The organism is Rhodopirellula sp. UH5, assembly GCF_056839225.1.
Window position 1 is genome coordinate 7041469 of record NZ_CM166390.1, and the last position, 15578, is coordinate 7057046.

Here is a 15578-nt window from a genome sequence, read left to right on the forward strand (position 1 = left end):
TTTTCATGGGCTGATGATGGGAAACCGACGGGAGGATCTCTCGTCGCAAAGGGGCTGAAGTCTATAGCCCTAAGCCTGTTTTCTTTGGGTCCGGGTGCGTTGGCATCGGTGGCAACGCGAGGTTACACTCGCTGATTCTTGTTGCCCTGAAATCCATCCCCACCATTCAACCCCAAGAACTGCCACGATGCTGCCTCGTCGACGTTTAGGCCAAACGGACATGGAACTCACGACGCTCTCTTTTGGAGCGTCTTCGATCGGACAGGAGTTCCGAAGCGTCGATTTGGGTGAGAGTTTGCAAGCGGTTCGAGTGGCGCTCGAAAGTGGGATGAACTTCATTGACACCGCCGCATTCTATGGACGCGGGATGAGCGAAATGATGCTCGGCCGCGTCCTGCCAGATTTCCCGCGTGATCAGTACTACTTGGGCACCAAACTGGGACGCTACACCGGCGAGCACTTCGATTTCAGCGCCCGACGCGTCACCGAAAGCATCGACACGTCGCTCGAACGAATGAAGGTCGACCACCTCGACATCGTGCTCTGTCACGATTTGGAATTCGTCGAGATGTCGCAGATCGTCGAAGAAACCATTCCCGCGATCCGTCGCGAAATCGAAAAGGGCAAGGTCCGCTACGTTGGCGTCAGCGGCTACCCCATGAAGATGTTCCAGTACGTGATGGAAAACACGGACATCGATTGCCTGCTGACCTACAACCACTACACGTTGCAAAACGACATGGCGTTGGACTTGGTGCCGTTGGCCAAGGAGAAAGGAGTGGGGTTGATGAACGGCGCTCCGTTCTCGGCACGTCTGTTGACCAACGCAGAATTGCCGCCTTGGCACAAAGCCACACCCGAAGTTCGCCAGGTCGCTGCGGCCGCCGCCAAGCACTGCGCGGACCGTGGCAGTGACATCGCGAAAATCGCACTTCAGTTCAGCATTGCCAACGAAAATTTTGCGACCTGCATTCCAGGGTCGGCCAATCCAAAGCGAGTCGCGCAGTGGGTTGAGTGGGCGCAAGAGCCCATCGACGAAGTCTTGGTTGCTGAAGTCCAAGAAATTTTGAAACCGATCCACAATTGGTTTTACATCGAAGGCCGCCCCGAAAACAACGACGAACCGGTCGCCTCCTGAGTTCAGCCTATGCCACTTCGAGTCCATCTCCCCTCAAAACTCTCTCACAAAGAAACAACATGACGTTTCAATCTGCCATCACGGTCAGCCTGGTCGAAGAAGCTCGCGGCGGTCCCTTCGTTTTCTGGGACGGATTGCGAGACGCTTGCGAAAAGGCCTCGGCGCTCGGTTTTGACGCGATCGAAATATTCGCCCCCGGGCCTGACGCGGTGGATGAGGCCGAACTCAAAGGCCTGCTGCAAAAGCATGACTTGGTTGTCGCAGCGGTCGGCACCGGTGCTGGGATGGTCAAGCATGGGCTCAGCCTGACGCATCCCGACGCGGAGCATCGTTCGAAGGCTCGTGACTTCGTCAAACAAATGATCGACTTCGGTGGCGCCTACAACGCTCCCGCCATCATCGGATCCATGCAAGGCAAATGGGGCGGCGATGTTTCGCGAGATCAAGCCTTGGGGTTCTTGCGAGAATCGCTCGATGAACTGGGGCTTTACGCCACCCAGTATCACGTGCCGCTGTTCTACGAGCCACTGAACCGCTACGAGACCAACTTGCTTCGCACAGTCGAGGAAGGCGTCGAGTTTTGCAAGACATTGAAAACGGACAACGTCAAACTGTTGGCCGATTTGTTCCACATGAACATCGAAGAAGCCGACTTGGCCGCTGCCATCCGTGCTGGCAAGGGCTACGTCGGGCACATTCACTTTGTCGATTCCAATCGCCAAGCCGCTGGGATGGGGCACATGAACCACGCGCCCATCATCCAGGCTCTCAAAGACATCGACTACGACGGGTACCTGTGTGCCGAAGCGTTTGCGTTGCCCGATTCGGACACTGCGGCTCGCAACACGATCGAAGCATTCAAACGTTTGACCGCTTGAAGTTGTCGGAACCAACAGTGGCATAGGCTTCCAGCCTGCGAATATTGTCGCATAGGCTGCTAGTGTTCTGTTGCAGCTAAAAGTTTGGAGTGATCGTAGTGGACGAGGCCACGAGTCCTTGGATTTGACGCCAGTTCAGGACTCGTGGCCTCGTCCACTACCCCAAGACGAAAGTCTTGACAGACCATTAGCCTGTGATTCGAGAACCCCCATGCCATTCAGCAAAAAGTCGACGTCTCCACCATCCCTCCCCACCACGAGATGAACTGAATATGTCACACACTGCGATTGGGTCACGTGCCCTGATTTGGATGCTTGCCATTGCGATGGCGCCCTGGGCGGTTGCTGATGAGCGACCCAACATTCTGTTTATCATGTCGGATGACCACACCAGCCAAGCGGTGGGGGCGTATGGCAGTCGGTTGGCCTACCTGGATCCGACGCCGAACCTGGATCGTTTGGCCAAGGAAGGCATGTTGTTTGAAAATGCATTCTGCACGAACTCGATCTGCACACCCAGTCGCGCTTGCATCATGACGGGGCAATACAACCACACCAACGGTGTGTTTGATCTGAACGGCCGCATCGAACCAAAGAATCAGCATCTTGCGAAAGAGATGAAGAAGGCTGGTTATCAAACCGCCATGATTGGCAAGTGGCACTTGAAAGCTGAACCGGCTGCGTTTGACTACTACTGTGTGCTGCCTGGACAAGGCAAGTACTTTGATCCTGAGTTCCGTGTTCAAGGTGACAAGCCGTGGCCGAAGAACTTGATCAAGAAGGAAGGCATGCACAGCACGGATGCGATCACTGACATCACACTGAACTGGTTTGATGAAGTTCGCGAAGATGACAAGCCGTTTTTCTTGATGCATCACTACAAGGCGCCACACGATTTCTTCGAGTACGCGCCACGCTATGAAGAGTACCTGGCCGAAATCGCGATCCCAGAACCCAAGAATCTTTGGAGTCAGCCGCTCTTCGGTTCCCTGGCGACCCGTGGTGCAGACGATGAATTGATGCCCTACATCGGCACCTCAATCGGACGCCGCAACCTGCGTCGGAATTATGTGGATCACTATGAAGTCGATTCGTGGCTCAGTGATGAAGACGCCAAACGTGAGGCGTACAATATCTACATGAAGCACTACCTTCGCTGTGTCAAAGGCGTCGACGACAACCTGGCTCGTTTGTTTGCAAAGTTGGAAGAGACCGGGCAAATGGACAACACCGTGATCATCTACACCGGGGATCAAGGGTTCATGCTCGGTGAGCACGACTACATGGACAAGCGATGGATGTACGACGAGTCGCAGCGGATGCCGTTCTTGGTTCGCTACCCCAAGTCGATTGCTGCCGGTTCACGCAGCAATGCGATCGTGGAAAACGTGGACTACGGACCCACCATGTTGGCGTTCGCCGGCGTGGAAACCCCTGAGTACATGCAAGGCAAAAGCTTTCGCGGAATTTGCGAGACCGGTCAGGAACCCGAGGGTTGGAAGCAGGAGGCGTACTACCGCTACTGGATGCACATGGCTCACCATGACAATCCCGGTCACGTTGGGATTCGCACCAAGACTCACAAGTTGATTTACTACTACGGCGTCAACTACGAAGGGAAGCTGCAAACGCCTCCCGGTTGGGAACTCTACGATTTGGTGAACGATCCGACGGAAGTGGTCAACCAAATCGACAATCCTGAGTACGCCGAAGTCGCATCGGACCTCAAGCAACGTTTGGCACAACTTCGCCAACGCGTGGGCGACGATGGGTCTCATTACCCTGCCGTGGAAGAGGTTGTCCAGGAATTCTGGGATGACAGTGACGAAGACCGTCAGAAGGCGATCGAAATCTCCCATGAGTACGTTCAGGCGAAGCAGTCCGAATCGAAAGCAAAGCCTCAAAATTAGCTTTGGCTTTCCGGTCGTTTAGCGGCAGGGTGCGAGTTCTCCGGTATCACGGCACCGGACGGCTTGCGCCGTTCCGCTAAGCAGGTAAGCAAGAATGATTGGCTCACATAACCGATGACACCTGCCTACCTGCTTAAGACGCTTTATACCAGCCGATTCCGAAGACGAATTCGGCAGGGTCGGAACAACTTCACCGTTTAGCGTGACTGCTACGCTCAGAGTGTGAATTTCGAGACGTCGCATTCTTGCCGTCCGAAGACGTGATCTTCCACTGACGGGCCGCACGGTTCAGCTATGCTTGTGGTGCGTCTCCCCTTCGTTTCATCCCTCCAGTTTGAGTTGCTTCTATGTCACGTTGGTTGTTTTGTTTGGTCCTGCTGTCCGTTGGTTCGTGGTCTGGAGGGCTGCTCGTGGAACCTGTTTCGGCGGCAGATCGTCCCAACGTGGTGATCGTCATCACGGATGATCAAGGCTACGGCGATTGTGGGTTCACTGGGAACACCGTTGTTCTGACACCGAACATTGATTCGTTGGCAGCGGAGTCGTCTGTGTTGACGGACTACCACGTCGCGCCGACTTGTTCACCAACCCGTTCGGCGTTTGTGACAGGGCACTGGACCAACCGAACCGGCGTGTGGCACACGATCAGCGGACGTTCGATGTTGCGAGACAACGAGGTGACTTTCGGTGAGATCTTCCGTGATGCCGGTTACCAAACGGGCATGTTTGGCAAATGGCACCTCGGCGACAACTATCCCTACCGAGCCGAGGACAACGGGTTCACCGAGGTCTATCGCCACGGGGGCGGCGGCGTCGGGCAAACGCCTGACTTCTGGGACAACGCGTACTTCGACGGTTCGTATTTCCACAATGGAGAAGCCGTCAAAGCCGAAGGCTTCTGCACCGACGTGTTCTTTGAACAAGGCAATCGATTCATTCGCGATTGTGTCGAAGCGGACGAGCCGTTTCTCGCTTACATCGCAACCAATGCACCGCACGGGCCATTGCACGCCCCGCAGAAGTACATCGACCTTTATCCCGAGATGAGCGACAACGTGGCCACTTTTTTGGGGATGATCACCAACATCGACGAGAACGTCGGACGGACCCGCGAACTGCTGCGTGAGTTGGGCGTGCATGACAACACCATTTTTATCTTCACAACCGACAATGGAACCGCGGGCGGTGCATCGGTCTACAACGCGGGGATGCGTGGGCGAAAGGGCAGCCCGTATGAAGGCGGCCACCGTGTTCCCTTTGTGATGCACTATCCCGAAGGCGGCTTTGCCACTGCTCGAAGCAATGACACGCTGTGTCACGCGGTGGACGTGGTGCCGACGCTGTTGGAATTGTGTGACGTCGACGCTCCCGAACAAATCAAGTTCGATGGCACCTCGATTGTTTCGCTGTTGAAGGACGAACCAGAATCGTCGTTCACGCAGCGCATGCTGATCACCGATTCGCAGCGTGTGATCGACCCGATCAAGTGGCGTCAGTCATCCGTGATGCAAGACAAGTGGCGTTTGATCAACGGCACAGAGCTGTACAACATTTCCAATGACCCAGGGCAAGAACAGAATGTTGCGGGCGATCATCCCGAACAAGTGGCCTCGATGCGTGCGTTTTACGATGCTTGGTGGGCGGAGCTGGAACCCACGTTCTCGCAAACCACCGAAATGACCGTCGGTCATCCCGATCATCCCGTGGTCACGTTCACGGCTCATGACTGGATCGGACAAGCTCCGCCATGGAATCAGTCCGCGATCCGTGCCGCAGCGGCTGTTTTCCCGAAGAAGGCGAAGCAACGACTGACGCACCAAGGGCATTGGGCGATCCAAGTGCATGAAGCAGGGACGTTTGAAATTGCGTTGCGGCGTTGGCCGGAAGAGTCGGGGATTCCGATTGGAGCGGCTGTACCGCCTGGGCAAGACGTGCCCGGCTCTTCTCGCGCCTATCGAACCCAAGCAGGCCGGGCGATCCCCGTGAAGTCCGCCGAGGTGCGCGTGGATGGGAAGTCGATTGCGAGCACGAGCGTCGCATCAGATGACCTGGTCGTGACGATGGAGATCGAATTGGCGGAAGGTTCCCACCAGCTGGCTCCCGTTTTCAAACTTCCAAACGGTGAAGTTGGAGCGTACTACTGCACGCTCTCCCGAAAGAGCAAGTGAATGCTCTCTGGGAGACACAATGGCGCTGAATTTGTCACCCTGCGGAGGGGCGATTGTGCCGATTAGTCGGAATGCAGTAAATACGATTGTTAAGAAATATCGAGATTCTCTTGCTCGGCGATCATCAGCCGCACAATCGACACGACACGATCGATGAAAACTCTGTAAGGCGACATCAACCAATGGATTGGTTGGTGCTTTGATCAAACGAACGGAGTCTTGAATCGATGGAATCATCAACCTTGCGACGCGGCGGAAGCGTTGCCAGACGAACCCTTGCGGCTTTGGTCTGCTTGGTCACCGGCGGTGGAGCAATTGCAAACGCCGACGAATGGTGGGCACCTGCGAACCAAGCCGGAACCGATTCGGTTCTCGTTGCACCTGAAACAGAGCCAACGCAGAATGGTTTTGACAGCATGCTGTCCAGCCGATACAGCGCCGCACCGATGCGTCCACAAGACAGCTTGATCGAAGGCTCAGTGCAATCGCTGCCTGCCGACGTGGATCAGGAGCCCTCCGGTCTCAGTTCCCAGGCAAGGGATGAGCAGAACCAAAAGGCTCTGGCTGAAGACGAGTCGTTTGAAGATCGTTTGGAAGCGTTTGCTTCGCGTTTGGATGCCCTTGATACACTCGATGAAGAGTGGACGGACTATCAGGACGAGTTGGCGGCCGAGGCCAAGGCGAAGAAAAAGAAGTCCACGCTCAAAATTGGCGGGCGAGTTCACATCGATCACTGGTCGTTCTCCAACACCGATCCGGGAATCAACCAAATCGAAAGCGGTCGGATCGGTGGAGTCGCCGGCGATCCCAATCAGAGTCCCGAGAATATCACTGGGTTCCGGCGTCTGCGTCTGGAACTTTCCGGGGACGTTCCTCAGAACATGCGTTATCGCTTGCAAGTGGACTTCAACAACCCGCAGACTCCCGAGATCAAGGACGCCTACATTGGCTGGTCGAATTTGCCCAACAATCAGGTGTTGTTGCTTGGCAACCAGAAGCGGCCGCTCGGTTTGGATCACCTGAACAGCTCTCGCTTCAACGTGTTCGCCGAACGCCCCTTGGCAGTGGAAGCATTCAACGAAGACGCTCGTCGGTTTGGTTTGACCATGTATGGTCACAACAATGAAGAGTCGATCGGTTGGGCGTACGGGATTTACAATCTCGAGAACATCAACACGGATGGACGTTTCATTGGTGACTCGGCCCAAGCCGGTGGATACTCGCGTCTTTGGGGATCGCCTTGGTACGACGACACCAGCGGCGGACGTGGGTACTGGCACTGGGGTTTGGCTGGTGCGGTTGCCAAGCCGGACGGCGATGCCGGAGCGAACGACACCAACAGCAACGAAGGGCGGTTCCGCACTCGGCCCCTTGCACGAAGCTCGCAACGTTGGTTGAACACCGGTCGCATCGACGGTGCAGACTGGTATCAAAACATTGGGTTTGAAAACATCCTGAACCTCGGTTCGCTGCAAATCACCGGGGAATACATCATGACTCCAATGCAGGTGGAGGATCCGGCTGCGGGGGTGGATGACAATTTGTTCTTCCACGGTGGTTACATCTACGCATCGTACTTCTTGACCGGCGAGCACATGCCCTACAACCGGTCGACGGGAACGCTCTCACGCGTGACACCCCACGAGAATTTCTTCTTGGTGGATCGCTGCAACGGATGTCGCGGCAATGGCTGGGGAGCATGGCAGGTCGCTCTCCGATATGACCACCTCGATCTAACCGATGGTGGTGTCAACGGCGGCGTGGGCAATCTCTACACGGCTGGTTTGAACTGGCACTGGACACCTTACTCGAAGGTTCAGAACAACTTGGTATGGGGTGAAATCAGCGAGAGTGGATTGGCCGCCAATGGCAACAATTCGCTCGACGCACCGGTGGAAGCCGGGAACTTCCTGATCTTCGGAACTCGTTTTATGGTCGACTTCTGAGTTGCCAGAAGCAAACCGTTGATCACAGAAGCATTCTACGTGCGGGGCTGAACACCAGCCCCGCACACCAACCGCACAGAACTGAAAAAGGAATTTCAAATGAGCCGATCCATTCAATTCGGTCGTGTCGCCTGCCTGGGACTTTTCGCGTTGACCGCCTCGGTTGTCTTCTCGAGCACCGCCAGTGCTTTCGGACCCGCCTGCTGTTTCTGCCAAGCCGGACGCTGCAACGTGGAAGTTGACAAAGAAGAAGTGGAGGTCACTTGCTTCGACGTCGAATGCGAAACCATTTGCATCCCACCGTTGCGTTTCCCATGGGAATGTGGCCCGTTGAAGAAGTGCGGCAAGGTTCGCACCGTCAAAAAGCTGGTCACGGACAAGAAGAAAAAGACGGTCTGCACTTACGATTGGTCTGCCATCACTTGCTGCCCCGATTGCCGTCACCGTGCCCGTGGTATCTTCGGATGTGGCAAGGGATGCAGCGCCGGTTGCTGCGACAGCGGAAGCTGTGATGCGGGATGTGAATCCGGTTGTGATGTTGGTGGCTGCGAGATGGGATGCTGTGCCAGCATCGAAGCCGCCGCGTCATTGCCACCGGCCGCGTTCGCCAACAACGCTGGTGAAACGATGCAACTGGATCAACAAGAGTCCGTCGCGTTGGCATCGGCGATCAGTCGTGCGGAACCCGACGCCGAAGGTTGGGTCACGATCACCAACCCCAACACCACGTCGCTGCAAGCCGAAGACGATCTGATCGAAACCTCGGTCGAAGTTCTCAGTCGATAAATTGCTCTCGACAAGAGCAAGGTCCGGAACACAAACCACCGGCACGACTTAGTCGTGTCGGTGGTTTTTTTCGTGCGCTGTTGGAGCGTGAATCTGTGAGCAACGAGTGACGATTTAAGCGGTGTGGCGCAAGCCGCCCGGTGTGAAACCGGAGGGCTCGCGCCCTTCCGCTATGTCACTCGTTTTCGACTGGATGCGTTAGACCGGAACCGTTTGTTTGCGATGGAGCAACACATAGACGCAAGGAACGAGAATCAACGTCAGAAGCGTTGAGACCACCATCCCGCCCAGCAACGCACGAGCGAGCGGAATCATGGCTTCATTTCCCGGTGCCAGTTGGAACGAAAGCGGCAACATCGAGGCGACCAGCGTCAACGAGGTCATCAGGATGGGGCGCAAGCGAACTTGAGCCGCGGACAGGGCGGCCTCTCGAGGTGTCACCCCAGTGGCAAGTCGTTGATTCGCGAATTCGACCAGGAGAATCGAATTGTTGACGACGACACCGATCATCATCAACGTGCCCATCAAGGACTGGATGTTGAGGTACGTGTCCGTCAGATAAAGAGAAATCAAAACACCTCCGATCCCCAACGGGACGGACAACATGATGATCAGCGGATCGAGGAACGATCGGAATTGGGCCATCAGAACCAGGTAAACAAGCAGCGTTGCCACTGCGAGTCCGGTTCCCAGCATGTTCATTCCCCCACGCATCTTTTCAATCGGCCCGCGAAGAGCGACGGAGACCCCGTTTTCGAATTCCATGTCCGCCAGCACGGCGTCAATGTCTGCCGCGACGCTTCCCAGGTCTCGCCCCGCGACGTTGACATGGATGTCGTTGACCCGTGAAATGTTGTAGTGGGCAATCTCGCCTGGAATCGTGACTCGATTGACAGTGGCAATGTTTGAGAGCGGAATCGTGACGGGGCCGTCGGGGGTGTCGAGCGAAAGTGGCATGTTCCGCAACTCATCCAGCGATTGGAACTGATTGGACGCGTACTGAACTCCCATGAAGAAGTCGACACCGCTCTTCGGGTCAATCCAAATGGTCGGTGAATAGCCCACGCTGGATCCCAACGCGGTCAGCACGGTTTGCGCGACTTGTTCTTGATCGACCCCCAAGTACTTTGCCCGTGTTCGATCGACTTGCACATCGAATTGGGGGTAGTCGAGCGACTGGGCGATCTGGACATCTCGTGTGCCTTCGATCGGAGAGATTTCCCTGACGATTCGTTCGGCTGCGTCGCGACACTGTTGCAGTGTGCCCGCGGAAATTTGGACATTGATTGGAGTGGGAACACCTTCGTTGAGGGCCATGTTGACGATGCCACCCGAAACAAACAGGAACTGTTCCAGCGGGCATTCGTTGTTCAGCTTTTCTCGCAAGGTGTCAATGTAGGTCTGAGTGTCGACCGACTGATTTTCCTGCTTCAGATTCACGATCAAGTAGGCTGTGTCTGGGCCCGAGTTGGAACTCAAGACGGTGGAGAATCCGGCTCCCTTTCCAACCGGCAAACCGATGTTCGAGATGATGGTGTCGATGGATTCCTCAGGGATCACTTGTTGGATGGATTCCTCGATCTTGGCGACCAATTCCTCGGTTTTCTGCAAGGAGGTTCCGGGGACTGTTTTCAGGCGGATTTCGAAGCTGCCCGAATCAACATTCGGGAACAGCTCTGTTCCGATGTGAGGCAGCAAAAAGAACGAGCCGCCTACCCCAATGATGATGATCAACGCTGACAACGCGGGTGATCGCATGGCGGTTGAAAGCAAGCGTCCATACAGCCCCGAGGGCTTGGTTGAAGACGCCTGCTGATCGTCTGGCTGCGTCGCTTGCGTTTTGGCTTGCACACGTTCCCGGACGAAGGTCGCACAAAAAGCGGGGACAACGGTCAACGCCAAAATGTAGGAGGCGCCAATGGTGAGGGTGGCGGCCAACGAGAGGGGAGCGAACAGATACTTGATCATTCCCGTCAAGAAGATTGCAGGCAAGAAGACGGCCAAGGTCGTGATGGTTCCTGCGAGGATTGCGCCTGAAACTTCCTGGGTGCCATCGCGTGCAGCCTCCATGGGGGATTTGCCCATTCGCCCGTGACGGATCACGTTTTCGACGACCACGATTCCGGCGTCGACCACCGTGCCGATCGCCAGTGCGATTCCCCCCAATGTCATCACGTTGATGGTTTGGCCGGAGAATGCGAATCCCAAGGCACCAATCAAAATGGCCAGCAAAATGGTCGAAACGATGATCACGGTGGGAAGCAGGCGTCGCAAGAAGATGAGCACCACGAGCGCGACCAGCACGGAACCGAGACCAATCTGCGACATCAAATTCGACATCGCTTTGCGGATGTAAATGGATTGATCCGAGACCAGCGTCACGCTGGTCGCTTCTGGAATGTCACCACGCTCTTTCATCTTGGGAATCTCTTCCGCGATCCCGTCGTAGATGCGGTCCACCACCGCGATGGTGTTCTCCCCGGGTTCTCGAAGCAGTGGGCAGTAGACGCTGCGTTTTCCGTTGACTCGAACGATGTTGTATTGCAACGCCGCGTCGTCTTTGACGGTTGCCACGTCGCGGATGAAAATCGGGCGATCGTCGCGAACGGCAATGGGAATCGCTGCGATTTCTTCGATATCAGGCAGGGTATTCCGAGGGTGAATTTGGTAGTCCGTTCCACCCATCGTTGCGGTGCCACCTGCGAGCACCAAGTTTGACTTCTTGAGCGCGTCGACCACATTGGTCGCGCTGATGTGGTAGGCCTGAAGTTTAGCGGGATCGACATAGACCATCATCTGGCGGAACTTGCCACCAAACGGGTGCGGGATCTGCACGCCTTTCAGTCCGCCCATCTTGTTGCGAACTGCGTAGTAGCCGATCGAGTAGAGCTCGGATTCACTGAGTCCCTCGCCGGAGATCGCTGCCAGCACCACAGGCAGGTTGGACGGTTCGCTCCGCAGCGTGAACGGCCACTCAATGCCCGGCGGCAGGTGGAACATATCGCTGGCTTCCAAGTTGACGATGTCGTTCATCGCCGAACTTGGGTCAGCACCGGGTTGGAAGAAGACTTTGATCACCGCGGCGCCAGGAACCGTTCTCGATTCTTGGTGCTCGATCTTGCCCGCCAGCGTGAGCGCACGTTCGACACGTGAGGTGACCGATTTCTCCATGTCCAAGGTCGGCAGACCAGGGTAGGAGAAGTAGCTGACCACAACCGGCTTTTTGAAATCCGGGAGGATATCAATCGTGATGCCCGGGATGACGGTTGCACCGAGCACACACAAGGCAATGGATGCAGCCAGAACCGCAAATCGATTGCGAAGGGAAAATTGGATCAACGACATCAGTGAGTGGCCCCCACGACGGCGACTTTTTGCCCGTCGATGAAGCGGCTCAGGTGAGCGTCCACGACCGATTGGCCTGGCTCGACACCGGAGAGGACCTCGATGAAGTTGCCGTCGTCCACTCCGGTCGAGATTTCTTGGATCGAAATCGTGTCGTCGCCGGCGACCACGTACACAAAGGCGTTGCCAGATTCGTCGAAGCGAATCGCTTGGGCGGGCAGCAGGTTGGCGGCGGTCTGCGTGGTCAGTTCGATCGAGGCTTGTCCGAACATCCCGGGGATCAGCTTGCCATCCGTGTTGTCGACTTCGACTTCCACCATCATGGTTCGTGATTGGGCATCGAGACTTCCGCTGCGCCGTGTGACCTGCGCGGTCAGGGGAGGTTCGGATGCGAATGATGGAAACGTGAGACTGACTTCATCACCTGGATCCACCAGGGGAGCATCTCTCTCGGGGACGGGGACTTGCACGCGGACTCGGTCGATCTGACAGAGAACAAACAGGGGCTTGCCAAGTCCGACTTCGCTGGCGGCGCGGACCAAGTCACCTGGTTCGATATTTCGTTCTGTGACGATGCCCGAGAACGGAGCCTTGATCTCGGCGTAGTCGATCCAGACATCCACTTCATCCCGTTCGCGCCGCGTGACTTCGGTTTCCGCTTGTGCCGTCTCGAGATCCGCTTGTGCTGACTCGACCCTGGCGGACGCGACTTCGACGTCCGCTTGTGCTGAGGCAACGGCTGACTCCACCGCCTGTTTGCGAGCCGACTCGCTGTCGCGTTTCATCCGGGCCTCGTCCAGCATCCGGTTTTGCAAGGAGCCTCGATTGACCAGGTCTTCCGTTCGATTGAATTCCGCGTTGGCTGCGGCCAGGGAAGCTTCCACGGCGGCGCCTTCCGACTTGGCTTGAGCCAGCTTGGCTTGTGCGGAGCGTTTGGACGCCTCTGCCAATCGGACTCCTGCGGCAGCTTGTTTTTCCTGGGCTTCCAAGCGACCAATCCTGGCTTCGATCACCCGCCGTTGTTGGTGCTTCTCTGGAACCGAAATGGTGGCCAGGACGGTGCCTGCTTCGACGTATTCGCCGATGTCCGCAGTGAACGATTCGACATAGCCCGACGCTTGCGAGCGGAGTTCGGCTCGGTAGTAGGCGTGAACCGTCGCGGGCTGAACGCTGGTCCGTGTGACCTCGGTGGGCGTGACGGCCACCGTTTTGACCGGGGTGGCCGGCTGCGGCTGAGTTTTCTTGGCCACGCGATTCGCGTCGGAACAACCGGTCAGGAAGCACAGCACCGCAACTGTCGCGAGTGGAGGAGAGAGTCGAGGCGGGATTGCGAGAGGCATTGTGTGAATCGAGGACTGGCGTCCTTGGCTCCGCTGGAATATTTGGGGGAATCGGAAGAATCGATCTGACCGGGCGCGGTTCGCCAAGCGGTCGATGCAGTCTAGTTCGCGCAATGAGCGTTTTCGATGCGCAGCGGACAGGATCTGACTATTCCAAGGCATTCAATCGTTACCATCTGGATCATCATCTGCCGAAGTGCATAAGTAGAAACTGATGCGTTCCGGACGAGCTGAGCAAGGCGAACGAACGCTGTCTTCCGAACAGATGAACCAGGAGAACATGGATGTCCCGTTCGTTCCTATACACGCTGATCGCCCTTTCGAGCACCGTTCCAGCGATCGGGTGTGTGGGGCACATGAACCAGGAATCGGTGCAGAGTTCCCCTCTGCCAGCGGCAATCACCGGGAGTTCCGCCACGGTGGTTTCCGGTGTTGAAGCGGCCACGGAAGAAACCACGCTTGCCAAATCGGAGATTCGCCCGGTGGCCCATCGTGATTTCGGTGAGCCCGCCGCCGATCAAGCTTCGACGACCGACTCGGTTCTGACGATCGACGGCAAACGATACCGGTTGCAACCTCTCGAGGAAGAATCCGGCGCCCGCAGCAGCGATCATTCGTTGACCGCCTATGAAAGTGCACCCTTGTTGGAGGTGCCCGAAAGCGGTTTGGTGGGGCTGACTCCAGAACCGGTGGTCCTTGATTCGATGGGACAAACATCCGGTGTGGCGATGGTCTCGCCGCAAACCGTTCAGATGAACCTTCCAACGGCGCTGGCGATGATCGACTCCCAGCACCCCGCGGTCGGCTTGGCACAGTGGCGAACCCGTGAAGCGTATGCAGCGCTCGATCAGGCCAAGGTACTGTGGTTGCCATCCATTCAAGCCGGGTTCAGCTTTCATCGCCACGATGGCAATTACCAATCCAGCAACGGTGACATCGTGGACGTCAACCGGAATTCGTTTCAGTACGGGTTGGGAGCGGGTGCCACCGGTGCGGGAACCACCAACACGCGACCAGGGCTGGTGGCTCAATTTCACATGGCCGATGCAATCTTCCAGCCCAAGGTCGCAGAGAAAACGGCCTGGGCACGTGGGCACGCCGCCGCGGGTGTTTTGAATCAGCAACTGTTGCGGGCTGCGACCGCTTACACAGAATTGCTGGAGGCGTACCAGGATGCTCGCGTGTTGGAAGAGTCTCGGGAACGGGTGAGGCAACTTGCACGAATCACATCTGATTTCGCCGAAGCGGGGCAAGGGATGCAAGCGGATGCGGATCGCATGCAAACGGAACTCCGATTGATCGACAGCCGATTGGTGGGCGGGCAGGAACGCGTCGCGGTTGCGTCCGCACGCCTTGCCCAAGCCATCAGCATGCACTCGGGCGAGACGCTTCTACCCATGGATGTCACCGTGGTGCCATTGGAGTTGATGGCCGCCGGAACTGACAAAGCCTCGCTGATCAGCACCGGTTTGGCTTCGCGGCCGGAACTGAAAGAGTCGCAGTCGTTGGTCGCCGCCGCCTGTGAAGCCTACAAACGCGAACGGTACGCTCCGTTTGTTCCAAGTGTTTTGCTGGGGTACAGCACTGGCGGTTTTGGAGGTGGTTTGGGCAATGACCTGAATGATGTGGACGGTCGCTATGACTTCGATGCCGTGGTCACGTGGGAGATTCGAAACTTTGGACTGGGTGAACGAGCTGCTCGCAATCGGACGTCCGCGCGGGTTCAGCAAGCCAAGTATGAGAAGCTTCGTGTGATGGACCAGGTCGCTGCGGAAATCTCCGAGTCGGCAAGTCAGGTCGAATTCCGTCGCCAGCAAATGGATTTGACGCAGCAGGCGATCGCCACCGCCGAACGATCCTATCAATCCAATTCGGAACGAATCCAAGATGGCGAGGGTTTGCCGATTGAAGTGCTGCAAGCGGTCCAGGCATTGGAATCTGCACGCCGTGCTTACCTGCAAGCGGTCACCGCTCACAACCAAGCTCAGTTTCGTTTGCAATGGGCGTTGGGATGGCCTGTCAGTGATGACCAGGCCTTGGTGACTCACTGAACCGCTGGATGGGGTG

The 15578-nt window shown here is 56.6% G+C and carries 9 protein-coding genes; 7 read left to right on the forward strand and 2 right to left on the reverse strand.

The window, feature by feature from the left end; all coding sequences use genetic code 11:
- Positions 1 to 187 precede the first annotated feature (187 nt).
- From UH5x_RS25250 to UH5x_RS25275, 6 genes are all read left to right on the forward strand, one after another.
- Positions 188 to 1138, forward strand: coding sequence for an aldo/keto reductase (locus UH5x_RS25250; RefSeq protein WP_482634066.1), 951 nt, complete (start codon positions 188 to 190; stop codon positions 1136 to 1138).
- Positions 1139 to 1197: 59 nt separating this feature from the next.
- Complete coding sequence (locus UH5x_RS25255; protein ID WP_482634067.1) at positions 1198 to 2016, forward strand: TIM barrel protein; 819 nt, start codon at positions 1198 to 1200, stop codon at positions 2014 to 2016.
- Positions 2017 to 2288: 272 nt separating this feature from the next.
- Positions 2289 to 3926 carry a sulfatase family protein gene (locus UH5x_RS25260; protein ID WP_482634068.1) on the forward strand — a complete coding sequence of 546 codons (1638 nt, stop codon included), beginning with the start codon at positions 2289 to 2291 and terminating at the stop codon, positions 3924 to 3926.
- Positions 3927 to 4273: 347 nt separating this feature from the next.
- A complete protein-coding gene (locus UH5x_RS25265) occupies positions 4274 to 6094 on the forward strand; it encodes an arylsulfatase (protein ID WP_482634069.1) in 1821 nt (606 codons plus the stop codon).
- A gap of 227 nt (positions 6095 to 6321) precedes the next feature.
- Positions 6322 to 8040: an OprO/OprP family phosphate-selective porin gene (locus tag UH5x_RS25270; protein ID WP_482634070.1), complete on the forward strand. Its 1719-nt coding sequence runs from the start codon at positions 6322 to 6324 to the stop codon at positions 8038 to 8040.
- 99 nt (positions 8041 to 8139) lie between these two features.
- A complete protein-coding gene (locus UH5x_RS25275) occupies positions 8140 to 8826 on the forward strand; it encodes a hypothetical protein (protein WP_047817309.1) in 687 nt (228 codons plus the stop codon).
- A 198-nt stretch (positions 8827 to 9024) separates the two neighbouring features.
- Here the strand turns inward: UH5x_RS25275 and UH5x_RS25280 are convergent, their stop codons facing one another.
- Together UH5x_RS25280 and UH5x_RS25285 are read right to left on the reverse strand one after the other, a co-directional pair.
- On the reverse strand, positions 9025 to 12171 hold the full coding sequence (locus UH5x_RS25280) for an efflux RND transporter permease subunit (RefSeq protein ID WP_482634071.1): 3147 nt from the start codon (positions 12169 to 12171) through the stop codon (positions 9025 to 9027).
- A complete protein-coding gene (locus UH5x_RS25285; RefSeq protein WP_482634072.1) occupies positions 12171 to 13511 on the reverse strand; it encodes an efflux RND transporter periplasmic adaptor subunit in 1341 nt (446 codons plus the stop codon). Before UH5x_RS25285 ends, UH5x_RS25280 begins: the two co-directional genes overlap by 1 nt.
- A 284-nt stretch (positions 13512 to 13795) precedes the next feature.
- On the opposite strand from UH5x_RS25285, the gene UH5x_RS25290 reads away from it, so the two are divergent.
- Entirely contained in the window at positions 13796 to 15562 is a 1767-nt protein-coding gene (locus tag UH5x_RS25290; RefSeq protein ID WP_482634073.1) for a TolC family protein, read from the forward strand.
- The last annotated feature ends 16 nt before the right edge of the window (positions 15563 to 15578 follow it).

Coding starts and splice junctions, on each gene's coding strand:
- UH5x_RS25280 (WP_482634071.1), bottom strand. CDS start 12,171: ATGTCGTTGATCCAATTTTCCCTTCGCAATCGATTTGCGGTTCTGGCT.
- UH5x_RS25265 (WP_482634069.1), top strand. CDS start 4,274: ATGTCACGTTGGTTGTTTTGTTTGGTCCTGCTGTCCGTTGGTTCGTGG.
- UH5x_RS25285 (WP_482634072.1), bottom strand. CDS start 13,511: ATGCCTCTCGCAATCCCGCCTCGACTCTCTCCTCCACTCGCGACAGTT.
- UH5x_RS25270 (WP_482634070.1), top strand. CDS start 6,322: ATGGAATCATCAACCTTGCGACGCGGCGGAAGCGTTGCCAGACGAACC.
- UH5x_RS25275 (WP_047817309.1), top strand. CDS start 8,140: ATGAGCCGATCCATTCAATTCGGTCGTGTCGCCTGCCTGGGACTTTTC.
- UH5x_RS25290 (WP_482634073.1), top strand. CDS start 13,796: ATGTCCCGTTCGTTCCTATACACGCTGATCGCCCTTTCGAGCACCGTT.
- UH5x_RS25260 (WP_482634068.1), top strand. CDS start 2,289: ATGTCACACACTGCGATTGGGTCACGTGCCCTGATTTGGATGCTTGCC.
- UH5x_RS25255 (WP_482634067.1), top strand. CDS start 1,198: ATGACGTTTCAATCTGCCATCACGGTCAGCCTGGTCGAAGAAGCTCGC.
- UH5x_RS25250 (WP_482634066.1), top strand. CDS start 188: ATGCTGCCTCGTCGACGTTTAGGCCAAACGGACATGGAACTCACGACG.